This is a genomic window from Enterobacter cloacae complex sp. 402C9, from assembly GCF_050030745.1.
Classification (GTDB): Bacteria; Pseudomonadota; Gammaproteobacteria; order Enterobacterales; family Enterobacteriaceae; genus Enterobacter; species Enterobacter intestinihominis.
In genome coordinates this window covers 1,074,646-1,090,130 of sequence record NZ_JBLGUW010000001.1, presented here as the reverse complement: position 1 = coordinate 1,090,130, position 15,485 = coordinate 1,074,646, and the positions used below count along the sequence as shown (strand labels likewise).

General features: G+C 57.6%; 14 protein-coding genes and 1 other RNA gene. 3 read left to right on the top strand and 12 right to left on the bottom strand.

Translation table 11 applies throughout. The annotated features are described in order from the left end of the window. Positions 1-36: 36 nt before the first annotated feature. The 3 genes from ACQG1K_RS05165 to ACQG1K_RS05155 all read right to left on the bottom strand — a co-directional run bounded on the left by ACQG1K_RS05165 (position 37) and on the right by ACQG1K_RS05155 (position 4,987). Positions 37-3,126, bottom strand: a complete 3,090-nt coding sequence (locus ACQG1K_RS05165; RefSeq protein ID WP_367075305.1) for a beta-galactosidase — start codon at positions 3,124-3,126, stop codon at positions 37-39. 103 nt (positions 3,127-3,229) lie between these two features. Then, positions 3,230-4,300 (bottom strand): LacI family DNA-binding transcriptional regulator, encoded by a 1,071-nt coding sequence (locus ACQG1K_RS05160; protein ID WP_126291299.1) that lies wholly within the window; start codon positions 4,298-4,300, stop codon positions 3,230-3,232. A gap of 75 nt (positions 4,301-4,375) precedes the next feature. Continuing rightward, entirely contained in the window at positions 4,376-4,987 is a 612-nt protein-coding gene (locus ACQG1K_RS05155; RefSeq protein WP_022647263.1) for a YczE/YyaS/YitT family protein, read from the bottom strand. A gap of 84 nt (positions 4,988-5,071) precedes the next feature. Here ACQG1K_RS05155 and ACQG1K_RS05150 point away from each other — a divergent pair, with 84 nt between their 5' ends. Continuing rightward, positions 5,072-6,493 carry a PLP-dependent aminotransferase family protein gene (locus tag ACQG1K_RS05150; RefSeq protein ID WP_058676951.1) on the top strand — a complete coding sequence of 474 codons (1,422 nt, stop codon included), beginning with the start codon at positions 5,072-5,074 and terminating at the stop codon, positions 6,491-6,493. Between the two features lie 70 nt (positions 6,494-6,563). Here the strand turns inward: ACQG1K_RS05150 and ACQG1K_RS05145 are convergent, their stop codons facing one another. The 3 genes from ACQG1K_RS05145 to ffs all read right to left on the bottom strand — a co-directional run bounded on the left by ACQG1K_RS05145 (position 6,564) and on the right by ffs (position 7,372). Then, positions 6,564-6,779 (bottom strand): hypothetical protein, encoded by a 216-nt coding sequence (locus ACQG1K_RS05145; protein ID WP_006809861.1) that lies wholly within the window; start codon positions 6,777-6,779, stop codon positions 6,564-6,566. Next, on the bottom strand, positions 6,776-7,027 hold the full coding sequence (locus ACQG1K_RS05140) for a hypothetical protein (protein WP_022647261.1): 252 nt from the start codon (positions 7,025-7,027) through the stop codon (positions 6,776-6,778). Before ACQG1K_RS05140 ends, ACQG1K_RS05145 begins: the two co-directional genes overlap by 4 nt. Before the next feature lie 248 nt (positions 7,028-7,275). Then, positions 7,276-7,372: signal recognition particle sRNA small type (ffs, locus tag ACQG1K_RS05135), an RNA gene on the bottom strand. Between the two features lie 170 nt (positions 7,373-7,542). Here ffs and ACQG1K_RS05130 point away from each other — a divergent pair. Further along, positions 7,543-7,854 (top strand): MGMT family protein, encoded by a 312-nt coding sequence (locus tag ACQG1K_RS05130; protein WP_022647260.1) that lies wholly within the window; start codon positions 7,543-7,545, stop codon positions 7,852-7,854. A 37-nt stretch (positions 7,855-7,891) separates the two neighbouring features. Here the strand turns inward: ACQG1K_RS05130 and ACQG1K_RS05125 are convergent, their stop codons facing one another. Next, positions 7,892-8,419, bottom strand: coding sequence for a YbaY family lipoprotein (locus ACQG1K_RS05125; RefSeq protein WP_022647259.1), 528 nt, complete (start codon positions 8,417-8,419; stop codon positions 7,892-7,894). 203 nt (positions 8,420-8,622) lie between these two features. Between ACQG1K_RS05125 and tesB the strand changes: the two genes are divergently transcribed. Further along, positions 8,623-9,483 (top strand): acyl-CoA thioesterase II, encoded by an 861-nt coding sequence (gene tesB, locus ACQG1K_RS05120; protein WP_022647258.1) that lies wholly within the window; start codon positions 8,623-8,625, stop codon positions 9,481-9,483. Positions 9,484-9,576: 93 nt separating this feature from the next. Here the strand turns inward: tesB and amtB are convergent, their stop codons facing one another. The 5 genes from amtB to ACQG1K_RS05095 form a co-directional block, all read right to left on the bottom strand. Continuing rightward, the gene (amtB, locus tag ACQG1K_RS05115; protein ID WP_022647257.1) at positions 9,577-10,863 is read right to left on the bottom strand and encodes an ammonium transporter AmtB; all 1,287 of its coding nucleotides are present in this window, start codon (positions 10,861-10,863) and stop codon (positions 9,577-9,579) included. A gap of 35 nt (positions 10,864-10,898) precedes the next feature. Next, the gene (glnK, locus tag ACQG1K_RS05110; protein ID WP_006809867.1) at positions 10,899-11,237 is read right to left on the bottom strand and encodes a P-II family nitrogen regulator; all 339 of its coding nucleotides are present in this window, start codon (positions 11,235-11,237) and stop codon (positions 10,899-10,901) included. A gap of 211 nt (positions 11,238-11,448) precedes the next feature. Continuing rightward, positions 11,449-13,230, bottom strand: coding sequence for a SmdB family multidrug efflux ABC transporter permease/ATP-binding protein (locus ACQG1K_RS05105; RefSeq protein ID WP_367075301.1), 1,782 nt, complete (start codon positions 13,228-13,230; stop codon positions 11,449-11,451). Then, positions 13,223-14,977: a SmdA family multidrug ABC transporter permease/ATP-binding protein gene (locus tag ACQG1K_RS05100; RefSeq protein WP_426720925.1), complete on the bottom strand. Its 1,755-nt coding sequence runs from the start codon at positions 14,975-14,977 to the stop codon at positions 13,223-13,225. The genes ACQG1K_RS05105 and ACQG1K_RS05100 overlap by 8 nt, the downstream gene beginning before the upstream one ends. 30 nt (positions 14,978-15,007) lie before the next feature. Next, positions 15,008-15,466: an Lrp/AsnC family transcriptional regulator gene (locus tag ACQG1K_RS05095; RefSeq protein ID WP_022647254.1), complete on the bottom strand. Its 459-nt coding sequence runs from the start codon at positions 15,464-15,466 to the stop codon at positions 15,008-15,010. Positions 15,467-15,485 lie beyond the last annotated feature (19 nt).

Genomic DNA, 15,485 nt, shown 5'->3' with positions numbered 1-15,485 from the left:
TTACGTGCGGCCACGACAGTGACCGCACGTTTCAGCTCAGCCGTTCTGCTGCCAGCTAAACGTGTAGCGCAGCCGACGGTTTTGCAGAATGAAGGCGGGGGCTACGCTCGGGCTCCATGAGTCGTCCCCCCCCACGCCCATGTGGAACGCATCAAGATTCAACCAGCAGCCATCCTCTTCCCGTAGCAAATGGTGATGCGTTGTCGTATGCAGTTGCTGCTGGCTGTAACGGCTCAGGGAGAAATGGAACTGTCCCTGGAAGTGATGTGAGCCAAACGTCAGCTCACGGGTGTCGCAGCGTAAACCGTTCTCCGTCGGGAAGATATACGGCGTCTGCATGGCGTCCAGCGGTAACGCCCAGCGCCCCTGCTGCGCCGCCAGTTTTCTGTCCGGATAATTCTCCAGCGGGCCCAGCCCCAGCCAGCGCACCGTTTGCGGGATATCCGCCAGCATAACGCTCAGGCCAACACGAGCGGGCTCAGGAATGTCAGACGCCACCGTCACCTGCACATCACCGTGCAGTAACCCGTGGTCATCAATCCGCCAGACCTTGTAGCTGATAAACAGCGCTTTACCCTGATGCTCCCAGACGTGCTGCGTGGTCACCACCACCTCACGGGTATGCTGTTCCGCTTCACACTGGATAAGGCGCGAGGATATCTCATACATCCCTGCCGCTTTCCAGCGTTCCACCCACGCGTTCGGATCGATGCGGGTCGCCTCGCTGATGCCAATGTCATTATCCAGCGGCGCGCGGGTAAAGTTATCCGTTAGCGGGGAACGGAGCGTTTCAGCGCCCGCGTTCCACCACTGGGTCAGGTTGCCGGTGAGACGGCTAAACTGCCAGCGCTGCTGCTGATGAGTGATGTCCAGTACCTCTTCCTGCACCGTTAACTGTGGTGGGGTTCCGTCTGCTTTCGGTGGCGTAAGGTACAGCGGAGCCGGGAGCGGCCACTGATCCCAGGCACAACGGTGGCCGGACGGCGACCACGGCGTGGCCTGCGGCTGAACGATCTCCACGTTGAGCCAGACCTCGCCCGGTTCAGCGCCGAATTCAGTCTGCGGGATCTCAACGCGCTGTGTCCCCTGGGGCGCAACAGAAAGGGTTATTTCGCCGGAAGCCAACACCACACCGTCACGCGCCACCGACCATCGCAGACTCTCGTTGTCAGTATGACGGAACAGATAATCGCTCTGGATATCGACGACCAGCGGAGCGGTGCTCACCAGCGTAAAGGTAAAGAACTGCTGGGCACGCTGTGCCTCGTAAAGGGCGGGATGCGGGGTGCGATCGGGAAACACCAGCCCGTTGAGGCAGAACTGACGATCGTTGGGCTTATCGCCAAAATCGCCGCCGTAGGCCCAGAATGCCGTGCCGTCTTCCGCTTTTTTCGTCAGCGCCTGATCGACCCAGTCCCAGACAAAGCCGCCCTGCAATCGGGGATGGCTGCGGAATGCCTGCCAGTAGCTGGCAAAGCCGCCAAAGCTGTTACCCATCGCGTGGGCATACTCGCACAGGATCAGCGGACGGGTTTCGTCCGGCATACCAATCCATTTTTTAATCGACCACTTTGGCACCGCCGGGAACGGCTGATCCTGATCGACGCGGGCATACATCGGGCAAATAATATCGGTTGCCGCCGTACTGGCCCCCCCGCCTTCGTACTGCACCGGCCGCGTGGGATCGGTGGTTTTCAGCCAGCGGTACAGCGCATCGTGATTCGCCCCATGCCCGGACTCATTCCCCAGGGACCAGATGATGATGGACGGATGATTCCGGTCCCGCTGCACCATACGCGTTACGCGTTCGCTCATGGCAGGCAGCCAGCGCGGATCGTCCGCCAGACGGCTCATCGGCACCATGCCATGGGTTTCAATATTCGCCTCATCGACCACGTACAGGCCGTAGCGATCGCAAAGCGTGTACCACAGAGGGTGATTCGGATAATGCGAGCAGCGCACGGCATTGAAGTTATGCTGCTTCATCAGTTCGATGTCGCGGCGCATGGTCGCCTCATCCATCACCTGCCCCTTCTCAGGATGATGTTCATGACGGTTCACGCCGCGGATCAGCAGCGGTTTGCCGTTAAGCTTCAGCAGGCCGTTGCTGATTTCGACACGTCTGAAACCGACATCGCAGGCTTCAGTCTCCAGCATGTTGCCCTGCACATCCCGAAGCGACATGGTCAAACGATAGCGTTCCGGTGTTTCAGCGCTCCACAGCGCGGGATTGTTCACGGGTATCGCCACCGTGAGCCGCTCCGCCCAACTGCCGCGTTCGTCCACGATGGCCGATCCGGGCTGTTGCGTGATTTGCGCGCAGGCTTCGCCGTTACGCCACAGGGTAAACGCCACCTCGCATTCGGCATAGCGTAAGCCTTCCAGCGCAACGTCAACCCGGAGCAGCGCCCGATCGCATTCGGCATTCAGATCGGTCACGATCTGATAATCGGCAATCTGCGTTTCCGGCTTGTGCAGCAGCGAGACGTCACGGAAAATGCCGCTCATCCGCCACATGTCCTGATCTTCCAGGTAGCTTCCGTCGCACCAGCGTAACACCATCACCGCCAGGCGGTTCTGCCCCGGTCGCAGCACCGCGCTGAGGTCGAACTCCGCAGGCAGACGGCTGTCCTGGGAATAGCCCATCCACTGGCCGTTACACCACAGATGAAAAGCTGAATTCACCCCATCAAAGATAATGCGGGTTTGCCCGCTGAGCAGCCAGGCACCATCCATCTCAAATGTGAGCGAGTAACAACCGGTTGGGTTTTCAGCCGGTACATAGGGCGGGTTCACATTTATCGGATAGGTGACGTTGGTGTAGATGGGGGTATCGAATCCCTCCATCTGCCAGTTCGACGGCACGGGCATCTCAACGGCATCAGACAGATCGTCCGTTACCCATGCCTCGGGCACCTGCTCTGGTGCCGGGAAAAAGCTGAATCGCCAGATGCCGTTAAGCAGACGCTTGCTCAGCGAAGGCTTATCCTCCCGGGCGAGGGTTTCATCGCGCCAGCTATGAAAAGGCGCGTGTGCGGCCAGACGATTCCACTGCGTCACGCCCGGGTTTTCCCAGTCACGACGAGCCAGAATTGCGCTGAGGGTCAGCGGCAATGTGGAAGACATATCAACCTCTTTGCGAAGCGCTCACAATTTTAGTCAACATGCCATGGTAAACGGTGGCGGTAAAGACTCTGATCGTCACCAGGCGAGCACGATCACAAAAGTGCTAGCTGCGCGCCAGTTTCTCCGCCAGCAGCGCCAGCGTTCTTAGCTGTTGCGCCAGATCTTCACGATCGGCCTGTTGTACGGCGCGCGGCGCGGTGGAATGACGAACGATCAACGTAACGGGAAGTTGTTGTTGCCAGGGTTCGGCGTGACGGGCAGTTGCCAGTAGCCACTCCACGCTGCGTTCACCGGCCTCGCGGAACGCCTGCCGAACGGTGGTCAGCGGAGGGGAAAACCACGCGCTGTCAGCCGTATCATCAAACCCGACAACCGAGATCTGCCCCGGTACCGCAACGCCTTTTTCCGCACAGGCGCGTAAAACGCCAAGCGCCATCTGATCGTTCGCCACAAGGATCGCCTCCGGCAGCTGCGCGCCCGCCAGGAGCTGATGCCCTTTCTCGTAGCCTGAATCCGCGCTCCAGTCGCCCTGCGCCACCGCAAACGCCTCCACGCCAGCCTGAGCCAGCGTAGTTTTCCATCCCGCCAGGCGAGCCCGGGCAGAGACAGAACTTTCCGGCCCGGCGAGCAGCGCAATTCGCCGGTGCCCCAGCGAAAGCAGATGCTCCGCCCCCAGGCCAGCGCCCTGTTCAGCATTGAAAACGAGGCTGTTAACCCGAGCTGTGGGGGAAACATCAAGAAAAAGAACCGGGGTCGGCGAGGCCATTTCCTGAAGCATTTCTGCCTGAGCATCTTCCAGCGGAACGTTCACCAGCAGCGCCTCCACGCGCTGCGCCAGTAACTCCTGCAAAGCAGCCTGACACTGCGCGGGCTGCTCCACCATAGAGATGAGCACGCCTGCCCCCTGCTCCACTGCCCGGGATTTTACAGCTGAGGCGATTTGCGACGGCGCATGCAGCGCCAGATCGCTGGTCATCAGCCCCAGCGTGCGAGTGCGTTTCCCGGCCAGCTGCTGCGCGCCACGGTTAGGTACATAGTGTAGCGCCGCCATGGCCTGTCGGACCTTTTCCCGCGTACGGGCAGAAACGTGTTCCGCGTCGTTAATCACCCGGGAAACGGTCTGATAAGAAACGCCCGCTACGCGGGCAACGTCATAAAGAGTGATCGCTTTCATAGATTCTGGCGTCGTAAAAGGTAGTCACTATTCTGACACAGTTACGCCATTATAGCCTGTGAGCGCTTCGCAAAATTAAGCAATCCGCTCCGGCTGCGCGGCTTTCTGCATGCGCGGTCTCTGGCGAAACCACGGCAAACAAAGCTGGATCAGCGGGCCGATGGTTAACGCATATAGCACGGTTCCGACGCCAAACGCTCCCCCGAGGAGATAGCCGACGATCAACACGGTCACCTCGATTGCGGTACGCACGCTGCGGATCGACCAGCCCAGCCGGGCGTGTATGCCGGTCATCAGACCGTCGCGCGGGCCTGCGCCAAAACCCGCGCCGATATACATTCCGGTGGCAAGGGCGTTAACCACAATGCCGGAAACCAGCAGGGTGATGCGCACGGGCAGCGAGGTGAGTTCCGGGATCAATGCCATTGACGCATCTGCCGCCAGGCCAATACAAATCACGTTACTGACCGTACCCAGCCCCGGAAGCTGACGCAGCGGGATCCATAGCAGCAGCACCGCAGCCCCGGTTAAAATCATCACCGTGCCGATGCTCATTCCGGCCTGGATGGCGACGCCAAGGTGAAAAACATTCCAGGGATCAACACCCAGATCCGAACGAATAAACATCGCGGTTGAAAGTCCGTAAAGGGCTAAACCGACATAAAGTTGTACCAGACGACGCACCATTTTCTCTTCTCCGAAGAACCAGCTTCCATCTTCGCTGAAAATGGCACTATGATTAATGTCCAGTTTTCAAATAGTGGACTGCACATGTCATCACGTCGTTTTGGAAGCCAGTCTCTGGTTCGCCTGTTAGGGCACTGGCAACAAACCTCTTCCCGCACCCCGCGGTGGCGCCAGTTGGCTGACGCGTTACGCCTGTTAATTCTGGATGGCAGGCTGGCGCTAAACACGCGCCTGCCCGGAGAGCGGGAACTGGCCGCCGCACTGGACGTCAGCCGCACCACCATCAGCAGCGCGCTGGCGCATCTGCGTGAAGAGGGTTTTCTGGAGAGCCGTCACGGCAGCGGTTCCCGGGCGATCCTGCCAGACAGCCGGGCCGTGCCCACGCTTTCCACTGCCAGCGCGGCGCTGGATCTCTCAACCGCCGCGCTCAACGCAGGGCCAGAGATCCATCAGGCCTACACCCACGCGCTGACGACCATTACGCCGAATCTGGCGCTGACCGGGTACGATCAGCTTGGGCTTCCAGCGCTGCGTGAAGCTATCGCCGCCCGCTACACCGCACGCGGTCTGCCCACCCGGGCAGACGAAGTGATGGTGGTGAACGGTGCCGTCAGCGGCTTCGCCCTGATCTTAAGAATGATGACCGGGCCCGGGGATCGCGTGGTGGTGGATCATCCCACCTACCCGCTGGCGATAGCCGCGATTCAGGGGGCGCAATGCCGGCCCGTGGGCGTCTCGCTGCCAGAAACGGGCTGGGATACCGATGGTTTTGCCGCAACGCTTGCCCAGACAGCCCCGCGTCTGGCCTATCTAATGCCGGATTTTCATAATCCGACCGGGCGCTGCATGGATGCCGCGACGCGTCAGACCATAACCGACATCGCCGCGCAAACCCGCACCACGCTGGTGGTGGATGAAACCATGGTCGATCTCTGGTTCGATGCTCCCCCGCCGCCGCCGCTGGCCGCCTTTAACCCGGAGGCCGCAGTGATTACGCTGGGTTCCGCAGGCAAAAGCTTCTGGGGTGGGCTTCGTCTCGGCTGGATCCGCGCCTCGTCCCGCACTATCGCCACGCTCGCACAGACGCGCGATACGCTGGATCTGGGCTCTCCGGTGCTGGAACAGCTGGCCACGCTGTGGCTTATCGAAAACAGTGAAACCTTCCTGCCTGCCCGGCGGGAAATGCTGGCAGAACGGCGTGACCGCTGCGGCCAGATGTTACGGAAGCATTTCCCCGAATGGCGGTTTCAGGAAGCGGAGGGAGGACTTTCATACTGGATTGAACTACCCGGCATGCTGGCGACTCAACTGGCGGCACGTGCGGAAACGACAGGCATCATTATGGGCACCGGCACGCGCTTTGGGCTTTCAGGCGCGTTTGACCGCTACCTGCGTATGCCCTTCTCACTCAATTCGCCAGAACTTGAAGAGGCATTACTGCGTATCAAACCGCTGTGGCTTGCCTTAAATAAAAGTACACCGCCAGTAAAACGGAGCCTGGTGTAAATTATTCGCCAGAAACAATAAAAACAGCTGACTGTAACGCATGCAGTCAGCTGTTTTCATGAAGAACAACTTAATGTTGAGGAGGAATCGGGAAGCCTTTCAGCGAAATAATGAAATTTTCACCTTCTTTCTTTATTTTTGCACCGGTATCACACCAGTCAGACGCAATTCGAAAGAACTCATCGCTTCCTACATTCCAGCCAAGACGAACATGTTTCACATAGCCCGAACGTAACAGATTGCAGGCCTCGTTGTAATCGCTGGCTGTCGATAGTTGTTGTTTCATTTTCTCTTCTTCAGAAGTTTACGTAGTGCTTTGATTTCTTTAGGAGTAAATGGATTTACACTCTCTTCTTCCGTATGCTGATTATCAACATCCTCTTCCGATACTCCCGCCTCTTCTACTGCTTCAAATGCCAGCAGCAGCAGTTTCTCTGTGGTCACGCTTAAATTCTCATTATTGTCTTCCGCATAGTGGCGGAGTCTTTCTTTTAGCGCTTCATCAATTTTAACGTTTAAAACCGCAGTTACCATGATTGTCACATCCTTTCGGAACACGTGTTTAATTTAATACACGAAGATAAGTTTGTTATCCAGATATATATTTTTTTGCTTATGACAACAAAAAGACGCCCGATAATAAAATGACAGTCTATTATTACAGGTTTATGACATTATTATTTCAGTTCAATGAAGGATATATTGCACGAACAAAATAGGCACATAATTGAGAAGGTTTATATAGGGGGGAAACTTCAGAGAAGAACACAAATGGGTGGGGGCCCTGCCAGCTACATCCCGGCACCCACGTCGTCTGCCCTGGCTGCTTCCTTCCGGACCTGACCTGGTGAACAGAGTAGCGTTGCGGGAGAACCAACAGAGCCCCCATTGAGAGCGTTGATAACCAACGCGCTGGCGCATTATCCCTGTGGAGCACCTCAATTGCAAGCCGCTGGCAACTGGATGCTGGATTATTGCGCAAACTGACCCGACAATCTTCTTTATCTTCGTATAACATTACCCTTCGCTGAATTCCCGCTGGAGAAACAATGGACGAACACGACTCTTTCCCACAGCGAGTGTGGCAAATCGTGGCCTCGATTCCGGAAGGCTGTGTTACGACCTATGGGGAAGTCGCCCGACTGGCGGGCTCTCCGCGCGCAGCGCGTCAGGTTGGCGGCGTGCTAAGAAGGCTTCCGGAGGGAAGTACGTTACCATGGCACCGGGTCGTTAATCGCCATGGTGCCATTTCCCTCACCGGGCCAGACTTGCAGCGCCAGCGTCAGGCATTACTCTCAGAAGGGGTGCAGGTGTCCGGGACGGGACAGATAGATATGCAGAAGTATCGCTGGGAATACTGACGCCCTCTCCCGTCAAGATGAAGAGGGCGAAAGAAAGTTACAACTGTGTTGGCGGTGTAGGCAAGGTCGGCTGATTGGTCTGCGTTGCCACAGGCACTTCAGTCTGCTGCACCGGGACCAGGGTCAGGTCGATTTTGGTGCCCCCTTTGTTGACCGCTTCCTGCACGGTATCGGTGATAAAGACCAGTTTATCGTTGATCGTTACCGCCGCGCTCAGGAGGATACGCGCGTTAGGCTGAACGTCAGACGGGTTGTACGGCAGCACGAAGCTGAACGGCGCCTGTTTACCCTCTGTACGAACTGCACGCTGTGCAAGGACTTTAGACGGTGCATCCGCCAGAGACGCATCGGATAACGTGACCGTTAAAACCGCGTCCGGCGGCAGAGCGACTTTCTGTTTGATCCAGATGGTACCGGACACGTTAGGCTGTCGAATAGCTTGCTGTGAAAGAGTGTTAATCCCGTTTGGGGTCGCCGTTGGTACCGCTACATCGGCACTCTTATCCGCACAGGCGGACAACGCCACCGCCATTGCAACACCGCTTAACATAGGCACGAGTTTCATTGAAGTCTCCTTATCATCAATGCACCGGCGGGATCGATCCCATCCGATGTCGTTTTATTCACATAACGTAAACAAGTGTGGCACAAATCACGGATTTATGCCTAATTTTGCCCAGGTATTAAGATAATTCTACCCATCGGACCACTATCGTTTCTGCGTTATACTCAGCGTATCTTTCGCCACGGCGTTTATTGAGGACCACTATGAGTCAGGCACTGAACAATCTGCTGACATTGCTGAACCTGGAAAAAATAGAAGAAGGGCTTTTTCGCGGACAAAGCGAAGATTTAGGCTTACGCCAGGTTTTTGGGGGCCAGGTCGTGGGGCAAGCGCTATATGCCGCTAAGGAGACCGTTCCGGCAGACCGTCTGGTGCACTCATTCCACAGCTACTTTTTACGCCCCGGTGACAGCGCTAAACCGATTGTGTACGACGTGGAAGTTCTGCGTGACGGCCAAAGCTTCAGCGCTCGCCGTGTGGCGGCCATCCAGCATGGGAAACCCATCTTCTACATGACCGCCTCCTTCCAGGCGCCAGAGCCGGGCTATGAGCATCAAAAACAGATGCCGTCTGCCCCATCGCCGGACGATCTGAAATCGGAAACCGAAATTGCCCGCGCACTCGCACATCTGCTGCCGCCGCAGGTAAAAGAGAAGTTTCTGTGCGATAAACCGCTGGAGATCCGCCCGGTCGAATTTCATAACCCAATGAAGGGGCATACTGCTGAGCCCACCCGCCAGGTGTGGATCCGCGCCAACGGCAGCGTACCGGCAGACTTGCGCGTGCATCAGTATCTGCTGGGTTATGCGTCGGATTTCAACTTCCTGCCGGTTGCGCTACAGCCGCACGGCGTGGGATTCCTGGAAAAAGGGATGCAGGTCGCCACGATTGACCATTCCATGTGGTTCCATCGTCCTTTCGATATGAACGAGTGGCTGCTTTACAGCGTAGAAAGTACCTCTGCGTCCAGCGCACGCGGTTTTGTTCGCGGGGAGTTTTACACCCAGGATGGTGTGCTGGTGGCTTCTACCGTGCAGGAAGGTGTGATGCGTAATCGCGGGTGAGGTAAAAAGCCCGGTCGCTACGCTTACCGGGCCTGCAAATTTCACTTTTTCAGGCCGGGTAAGGCGAAGCCACCACCCGGCAAGGCACTCAAATTATGCGTTGTACGCATTCTCGCCGTGGCTGTTGACGTCCAGACCTTCGCGCTCCTGCTCTTCCGGTACGCGCAGCCCCACGGTCATATCGGCCAGCTTGTAGCCGATAAAGGCCACAACGCCCGACCAGACAACCGTAATCGCGATACTTTCAAGCTGGACCAGCACCTGATGCATCATGGTCACGCCTTCAGCATAACCCACGCCGCCCAAAGATTGTGCAGCAAAGATACCGGTCATGATACAGCCGATAATGCCGCACACACCGTGTACGCCGAATACATCACACGGATCGTCAACGCGCAGAATACGTTTCAGTGCGGTAACGCCCCACAGCCCCGCCAGACCCGCGACGATACCGATCAGCAATGCGCCGCCCACGCCCACGTAACCGCATGCTGGCGTAATACCTACCAGACCGGCAATCGCCCCAGAACAGGCACCCAGCAGGGATGGCTTGCCGCGAACGGCCCACTCGCCAAATACCCATGAGAGGATGGCCCCGGCAGTTGCCACCACGGTATTCACGAAGGCCAGCGCGGCGATTTCGTTAGCGGCGCTGGCTGAACCTGCGTTGAAGCCGAACCAGCCAAAGTAGAGGATGGCGGTGCCGGTAAAGACCATCGGCAGGTTGTGCGGCTTAAATGCTTCTTTCCCAAAGCCCACGCGCTTGCCAATCAGGTATGCGCCTACCAGGCCGGCTACGGCGGCGTTGATGTGAACAACGGTGCCGCCCGCAAAGTCCAGAGCGCCATGGGAAGCCAACAGACCACCGCCCCAGACCATATGCGCAATCGGGACATAGGAGAGCGTCAGCCAGACCACCACGAAAATCAGTACCGCAGAGAAGCGGATACGCTCAGCCAGCGCGCCCACAATCAGCCCCACGGTGATGCACGCGAATGAGCCCTGGAACGCGACATGAATATACTGATAGAAGCTGCCCATTACCGCGGTCAGTTCGATATTTTTCAGCATCGCCCAGTTAACGTTGCCGAAGAAGGCGTTGCCCTCCCCGAAGGCCAGCGAGTAACCGTAAACCACCCACAGCACGCACACCAGCGCGAACGTGACGGCAACCTGCGTCAGCATGGAGAGTACGTTCTTGCCGCGGATCAGGCCGCCGTAAAACAGCGCGATCCCCGGAATCGTCATGAACAGCACCAGCGCGGTGCAAATCATCATAAAGGCGTTATCGGCTTTGTCTGCCACAGCAGGTGCAGCCATTGCCAGGCCCGGCAGCAGTGCCAGCGAACCCAGACCTGTTTTCATTGTTGCTTTCATCATTTTCTCGATCCCTATCACTGTGTGCCAGGAGTTACTTACAACGCCGCTTCGTCAGATTCGCCGGTACGGATGCGAATGACGCGCTGTAGTTCGGCAACGAAAATTTTGCCGTCGCCAATTTTTCCGGTGTAGGCCGCTTTGCTGACGACATCAATCACCTCATCAAGCTGATCGTCGGCAATCGCCACATCAATCTTCACTTTTGGCAGGAAGTTAACGCTGTATTCCGCCCCGCGATAAAGCTCGGCATGACCTTTCTGACGCCCAAAGCCTTTCACTTCGGTGACAGTCAGTCCCTGAATACCCATGGAAGACAGCGCTTCACGCACGTCTTCGAGTTTGAATGGTTTGATTACCACCGTAACCAGCTTCATATATCCCCTCCAGTCAGAATTCGGTAATGGCCGCAGCTAACACGAGAGGTATATTGCAAAGGGTGTGCCAGAAGTGAAATGTGAGGAGGAAAGCGCCGCGGCGCGCATGCGCCGCGAAGGGGTGAAAAAAAACGCACCATGGCAGTGCAGGGTGCGTTTCAGTTTTGCACCAACGGTTAAGATTGTTAGCGCATTGCCTTGTTATGGTGCATCAGGCGCTGAGCGACTCCTCCTCGCGCACGCTGGCGGCCAGCTCGTCGCCTGCCAGCTGCAACTGATACATCTGCCAGTAGCGTCCTTTCGCCTCGAGCAGCGCTTTGTGCGTACCCCGTTCAACGGCCTGGCCACGGTGCAGCACCAGAATGGTATCGGCATCGACGATCGTTGAGAGGCGGTGAGCGATCACCACCAGCGTAGTGCGATCCCGCACGGCAGCCAGCGCCAGCTGGATCGCCTGTTCGGTACCGGAGTCGATGCTTGCGGTCGCTTCATCCAGAATCAACACCTGCGGCGTCTCAATCAGCACGCGCGCCAGCGCCAGGAGCTGCTTTTGCCCGACAGAGAGGTTATTGCCTTGCTCGCCCAGCCGGGTATTGATCCCCTCGCTTAACCCGCGCGCCAGATCTGCCAGCTGCACCGTTTCCAGCACCTCCCATACCTGCTCAGGCGTGAAAGATCGTCCCAGCGTCACGTTGGCATAAAAGGTATCCGCCAGCACTACCGGATCCTGCTGCACCATCGCGACGCCTTTACGCAACGCGTTGTGGCTAAGCGCGGAAAGAGGCCGTCCATCCAGACGGATCTCCCCCTGCGTCAACGGATAGTAGCCCATCAGCAAACTGGCGAGCGTGCTTTTGCCGCTGCCGGTATGCCCAACCAGGGCGACAAAACCGCGCGACGGTACCTCGAGGTTGATATCCTGCAAGACAAGCTGATCGTCGCGGTAGGCAAACGAGACATGATCAAACGCTATGGATCCACTTTCCAGCGGACGTTCATCATCGCCATAGGTCTGACGCGGCCTGTCCATCAGCTCAAACACACGCTCACCCGCGACTACCGCCTGTTGCAGCATCGATTGCTGCGTAGTGAGTTCAATCAGCGGTTCGTTAAGACGGCCAAGGTAACTGATAAACGCGTACAGCACTCCCACCTCAATGGTTCCGCGCGTCGTCAGGCCAAACAGCATCAACATCCCGCACAGCACCAGCGCAGAGAAGAGGCTCAGCAGCGGGCGTAACAGGAAGCCGTCCAGACGTAACGTCTGCATCCGCGCCATATAGTGCGAGCGGCTGGCTTCTCCCATTCGCTCGCCAAAACGCGCCTGCTGGCGAAACTGCTGGATAACGCTCATGCCGTTGATCACTTCGTTGAAGCCATCATTGATATCTGCAAGGTAAGCGCGCACGCGACGAACAATCGGCGTGCTGTAGCGCTGGTAAATTACCATCACAATCAGCACCGCCGGGAAAATAGCGATCGCCACCAGCGCCATCCGCCAGTCCAGACTGAACATCGCCACCAGCATCGCGCCAATCAATGCGGCACTGCGCAGAACCGTTGCGACAACGGTCACATAAAGGTCGCGGATCACCTCGGTGTCATTGGTGACGCGCGAAATAACCTGCCCGACCGGCTGGGTATCAAACTCGCTCAGCGGCTGGCGCAGCGCGGCATCCATCACATCCGTGCGTAGCTGCTGGACCACGCCCACGGCGGCCCGGTTAAACAGCAGCGACTGCGCATAGTGCAGCCCCGCCGCCGTCAGCTGTAGCCCGACATACGCCACACCCAGCCCCGCCACCAGCCCCAGCGGCAGATAGCTTTTCGCCACCATGTTATCGATAAAACAGCTGATAAGCAGCGGACCGGTCACCTCCGCAATCGCGGCGATCCACAGTAACAGCACGGCGATGGAAAGCGGTTTGCGCCACGGTGAGCCATAGGCGAGCAGCCGTTTTAACGTCGGCCACATCTGTCCAAACTTACGCATCGGTGACCTCCTCATCCAGCGCAGCTTCAAGCTGTTGATAGCGGTACATATCCCGATACCAGCCGGCCTGCCCGGCGAGCTGTTCATGCTGACCACGTTGGGCAATATGCCCGTGCTGAAGCACCAGAATTTCACTGGCTTCGGTAAGGGCCGACAGACGGTGCGCGCTGATGATGACCGTGCGCCCCTCCCCCCACTGCCGAAGGTTATGCAGAATTTGATGCTCGGTACGCCCGTCAACCGCGGACAGCGCATCATCCAGAATCAGGATCTCAGCGTCCAGCAGCAGCGCGCGGGCAATAGAGATACGCTGTTTTTGTCCACCGGAGAGCATAACGCCCCGCTCACCCACTTCTGTGTCGTAGCCCTGCGGCAGGCGCAGAATATCCTCATGGACGCTGGCTAAGCGCGCCACATGCTCGATCTGGTCCTGTGTCGCCGTCGGGCACCCGAGCGCGATATTGTTGGCTATGGTGTCTGAAAACAAAAACGGCGTCTGGCTGACGACCGCCAGGCGGCTGCGCCAGTCATCCAGCAGCAGACGTGGCAGGGAGACGTCATGGAAACGGATATCGCCTTCGCTCACGTCAAAATGGCGCTGAATCAGTGACAGAATGGTGCTTTTACCGGAGCCCGTCGGGCCGCAGATGCCCAGCATCTGACCAGGACGCAGCGTGAAACAGACGTTTTCAAGCACCGGATGTTCCGTTTGCGGGTAGATAAAGACGCGGATATCAGCCTTCAGAACACCCGGACCTTCCGGTACCGGCTCGCTGCCATCGTTCACTACCGGCACTTCCGCCAGCATGGCGCGGATACGGCTGTAGGCGGCGCTCCCACGTTCAACGATGTTAAACATCCAGGCCAGCGCCAGCATCGGCCAAATCATCAGCCCGAGGTACATCGCAAAGCTGGTTAACTGCCCGAGGGTCATGGTGCCTCGCACCACCATCCAGCTGCCGCCGCCCACCGCCAGCAGGTTCGCCATGCCAATCGCAATATAAATTGTCGGATCAAAGCGGGCGTCTATACGCGCCACGCGCATGTTTTTCGCACCGATATCGGCGGCGTCGGCCGCAAACAGCGCGGACTGGCGGTCTTCCAAACCAAACGCTTTGATCATGCGGATGCTGGTCATGCTCTCCTGGGTGCGATCGTTTAACGACGAGAACGCCGCCTGCGCCAGCTTAAAGCGTTCATGGAGCTGCTCGCCGTAGCGGTTAATCGCCAGCGCCATCAGCGGCATCGGCAGCAGCGCCAGCAGCGTGAGCTCCCAGCTAATTTGCGTAGACATCACAATCAGTACCGCACAGCCCATCACCAGGGAATCCACCAGCGTTAACACCCCTTCACCGGCGGCAAACACCACACGGTCCACATCGTTTGTGGCGCGGGCGATGAGATCCCCGGTACGATGACGCAGATAAAACTCAGGGTGCTGGCGGCTCAGCTGGCGGTAAAAGTCCTCGCGCAGCTCAACGGCAAGCTGATAGGACGCGCCGAACAGCAGCACGCGCCAGACATAACGCAGCAGGTAAACCACCACGGCCGTCAACACCAGCGTACCGACCCACATCATCACCCGTGCGGCGGTGTAATGTTGTTCCGTAACACCATCCACGACGTATCCCACCACTTTGGGCGGGATCAGTTGCAAAATGGCAATGATAATAAGCAGGGCCACCGCGCCGAGGTAGCGTTGCCACTCCCGACGAAAGTACCAGCTTAATTGGGCAAATAATCGCACGCGGTCTTTTCCTGAAGATATTTTATGAAGTTATTCAATGGGTAACGCTGTGGTGTATTTAATCTGTTCCATGGCGAAACTGGAGGTGACATCGGACAAGCCCGGTACGCTATTGACCAGCCGCTTGTAAAAATCATCGTAGCGCTTCATGTCTGCCACCTGAACGCGCATCAGATAGTCGTATTCCCCCGCCATGCGCCAGAAGCCGAGCACCTCGGGCATGTCGGAAACCTGGGTGACGAAGCGGCTGTACCATTCGCTGCTGTGATGCTGCGTTTTTATCAGGACGAAGGCGGTCAGTCCAAGCCCCAGTTTTTCGGGGTCCAGCAGCGCCACACGTCCCAGCAGAATGCCATCGTCTTCCAGCTTCTTGAGGCGCTTCCAGCACGGTGTGGTGGTCAGATTAACGGCATCTGCCAGCGCCTGCAAAGAGAGGGTGCAGTCGCTTTGCAGCAAAGAAAGCAGCTTGCGGTCAATTTTATCTAGCATATCCACCTCCCAGAGAAAA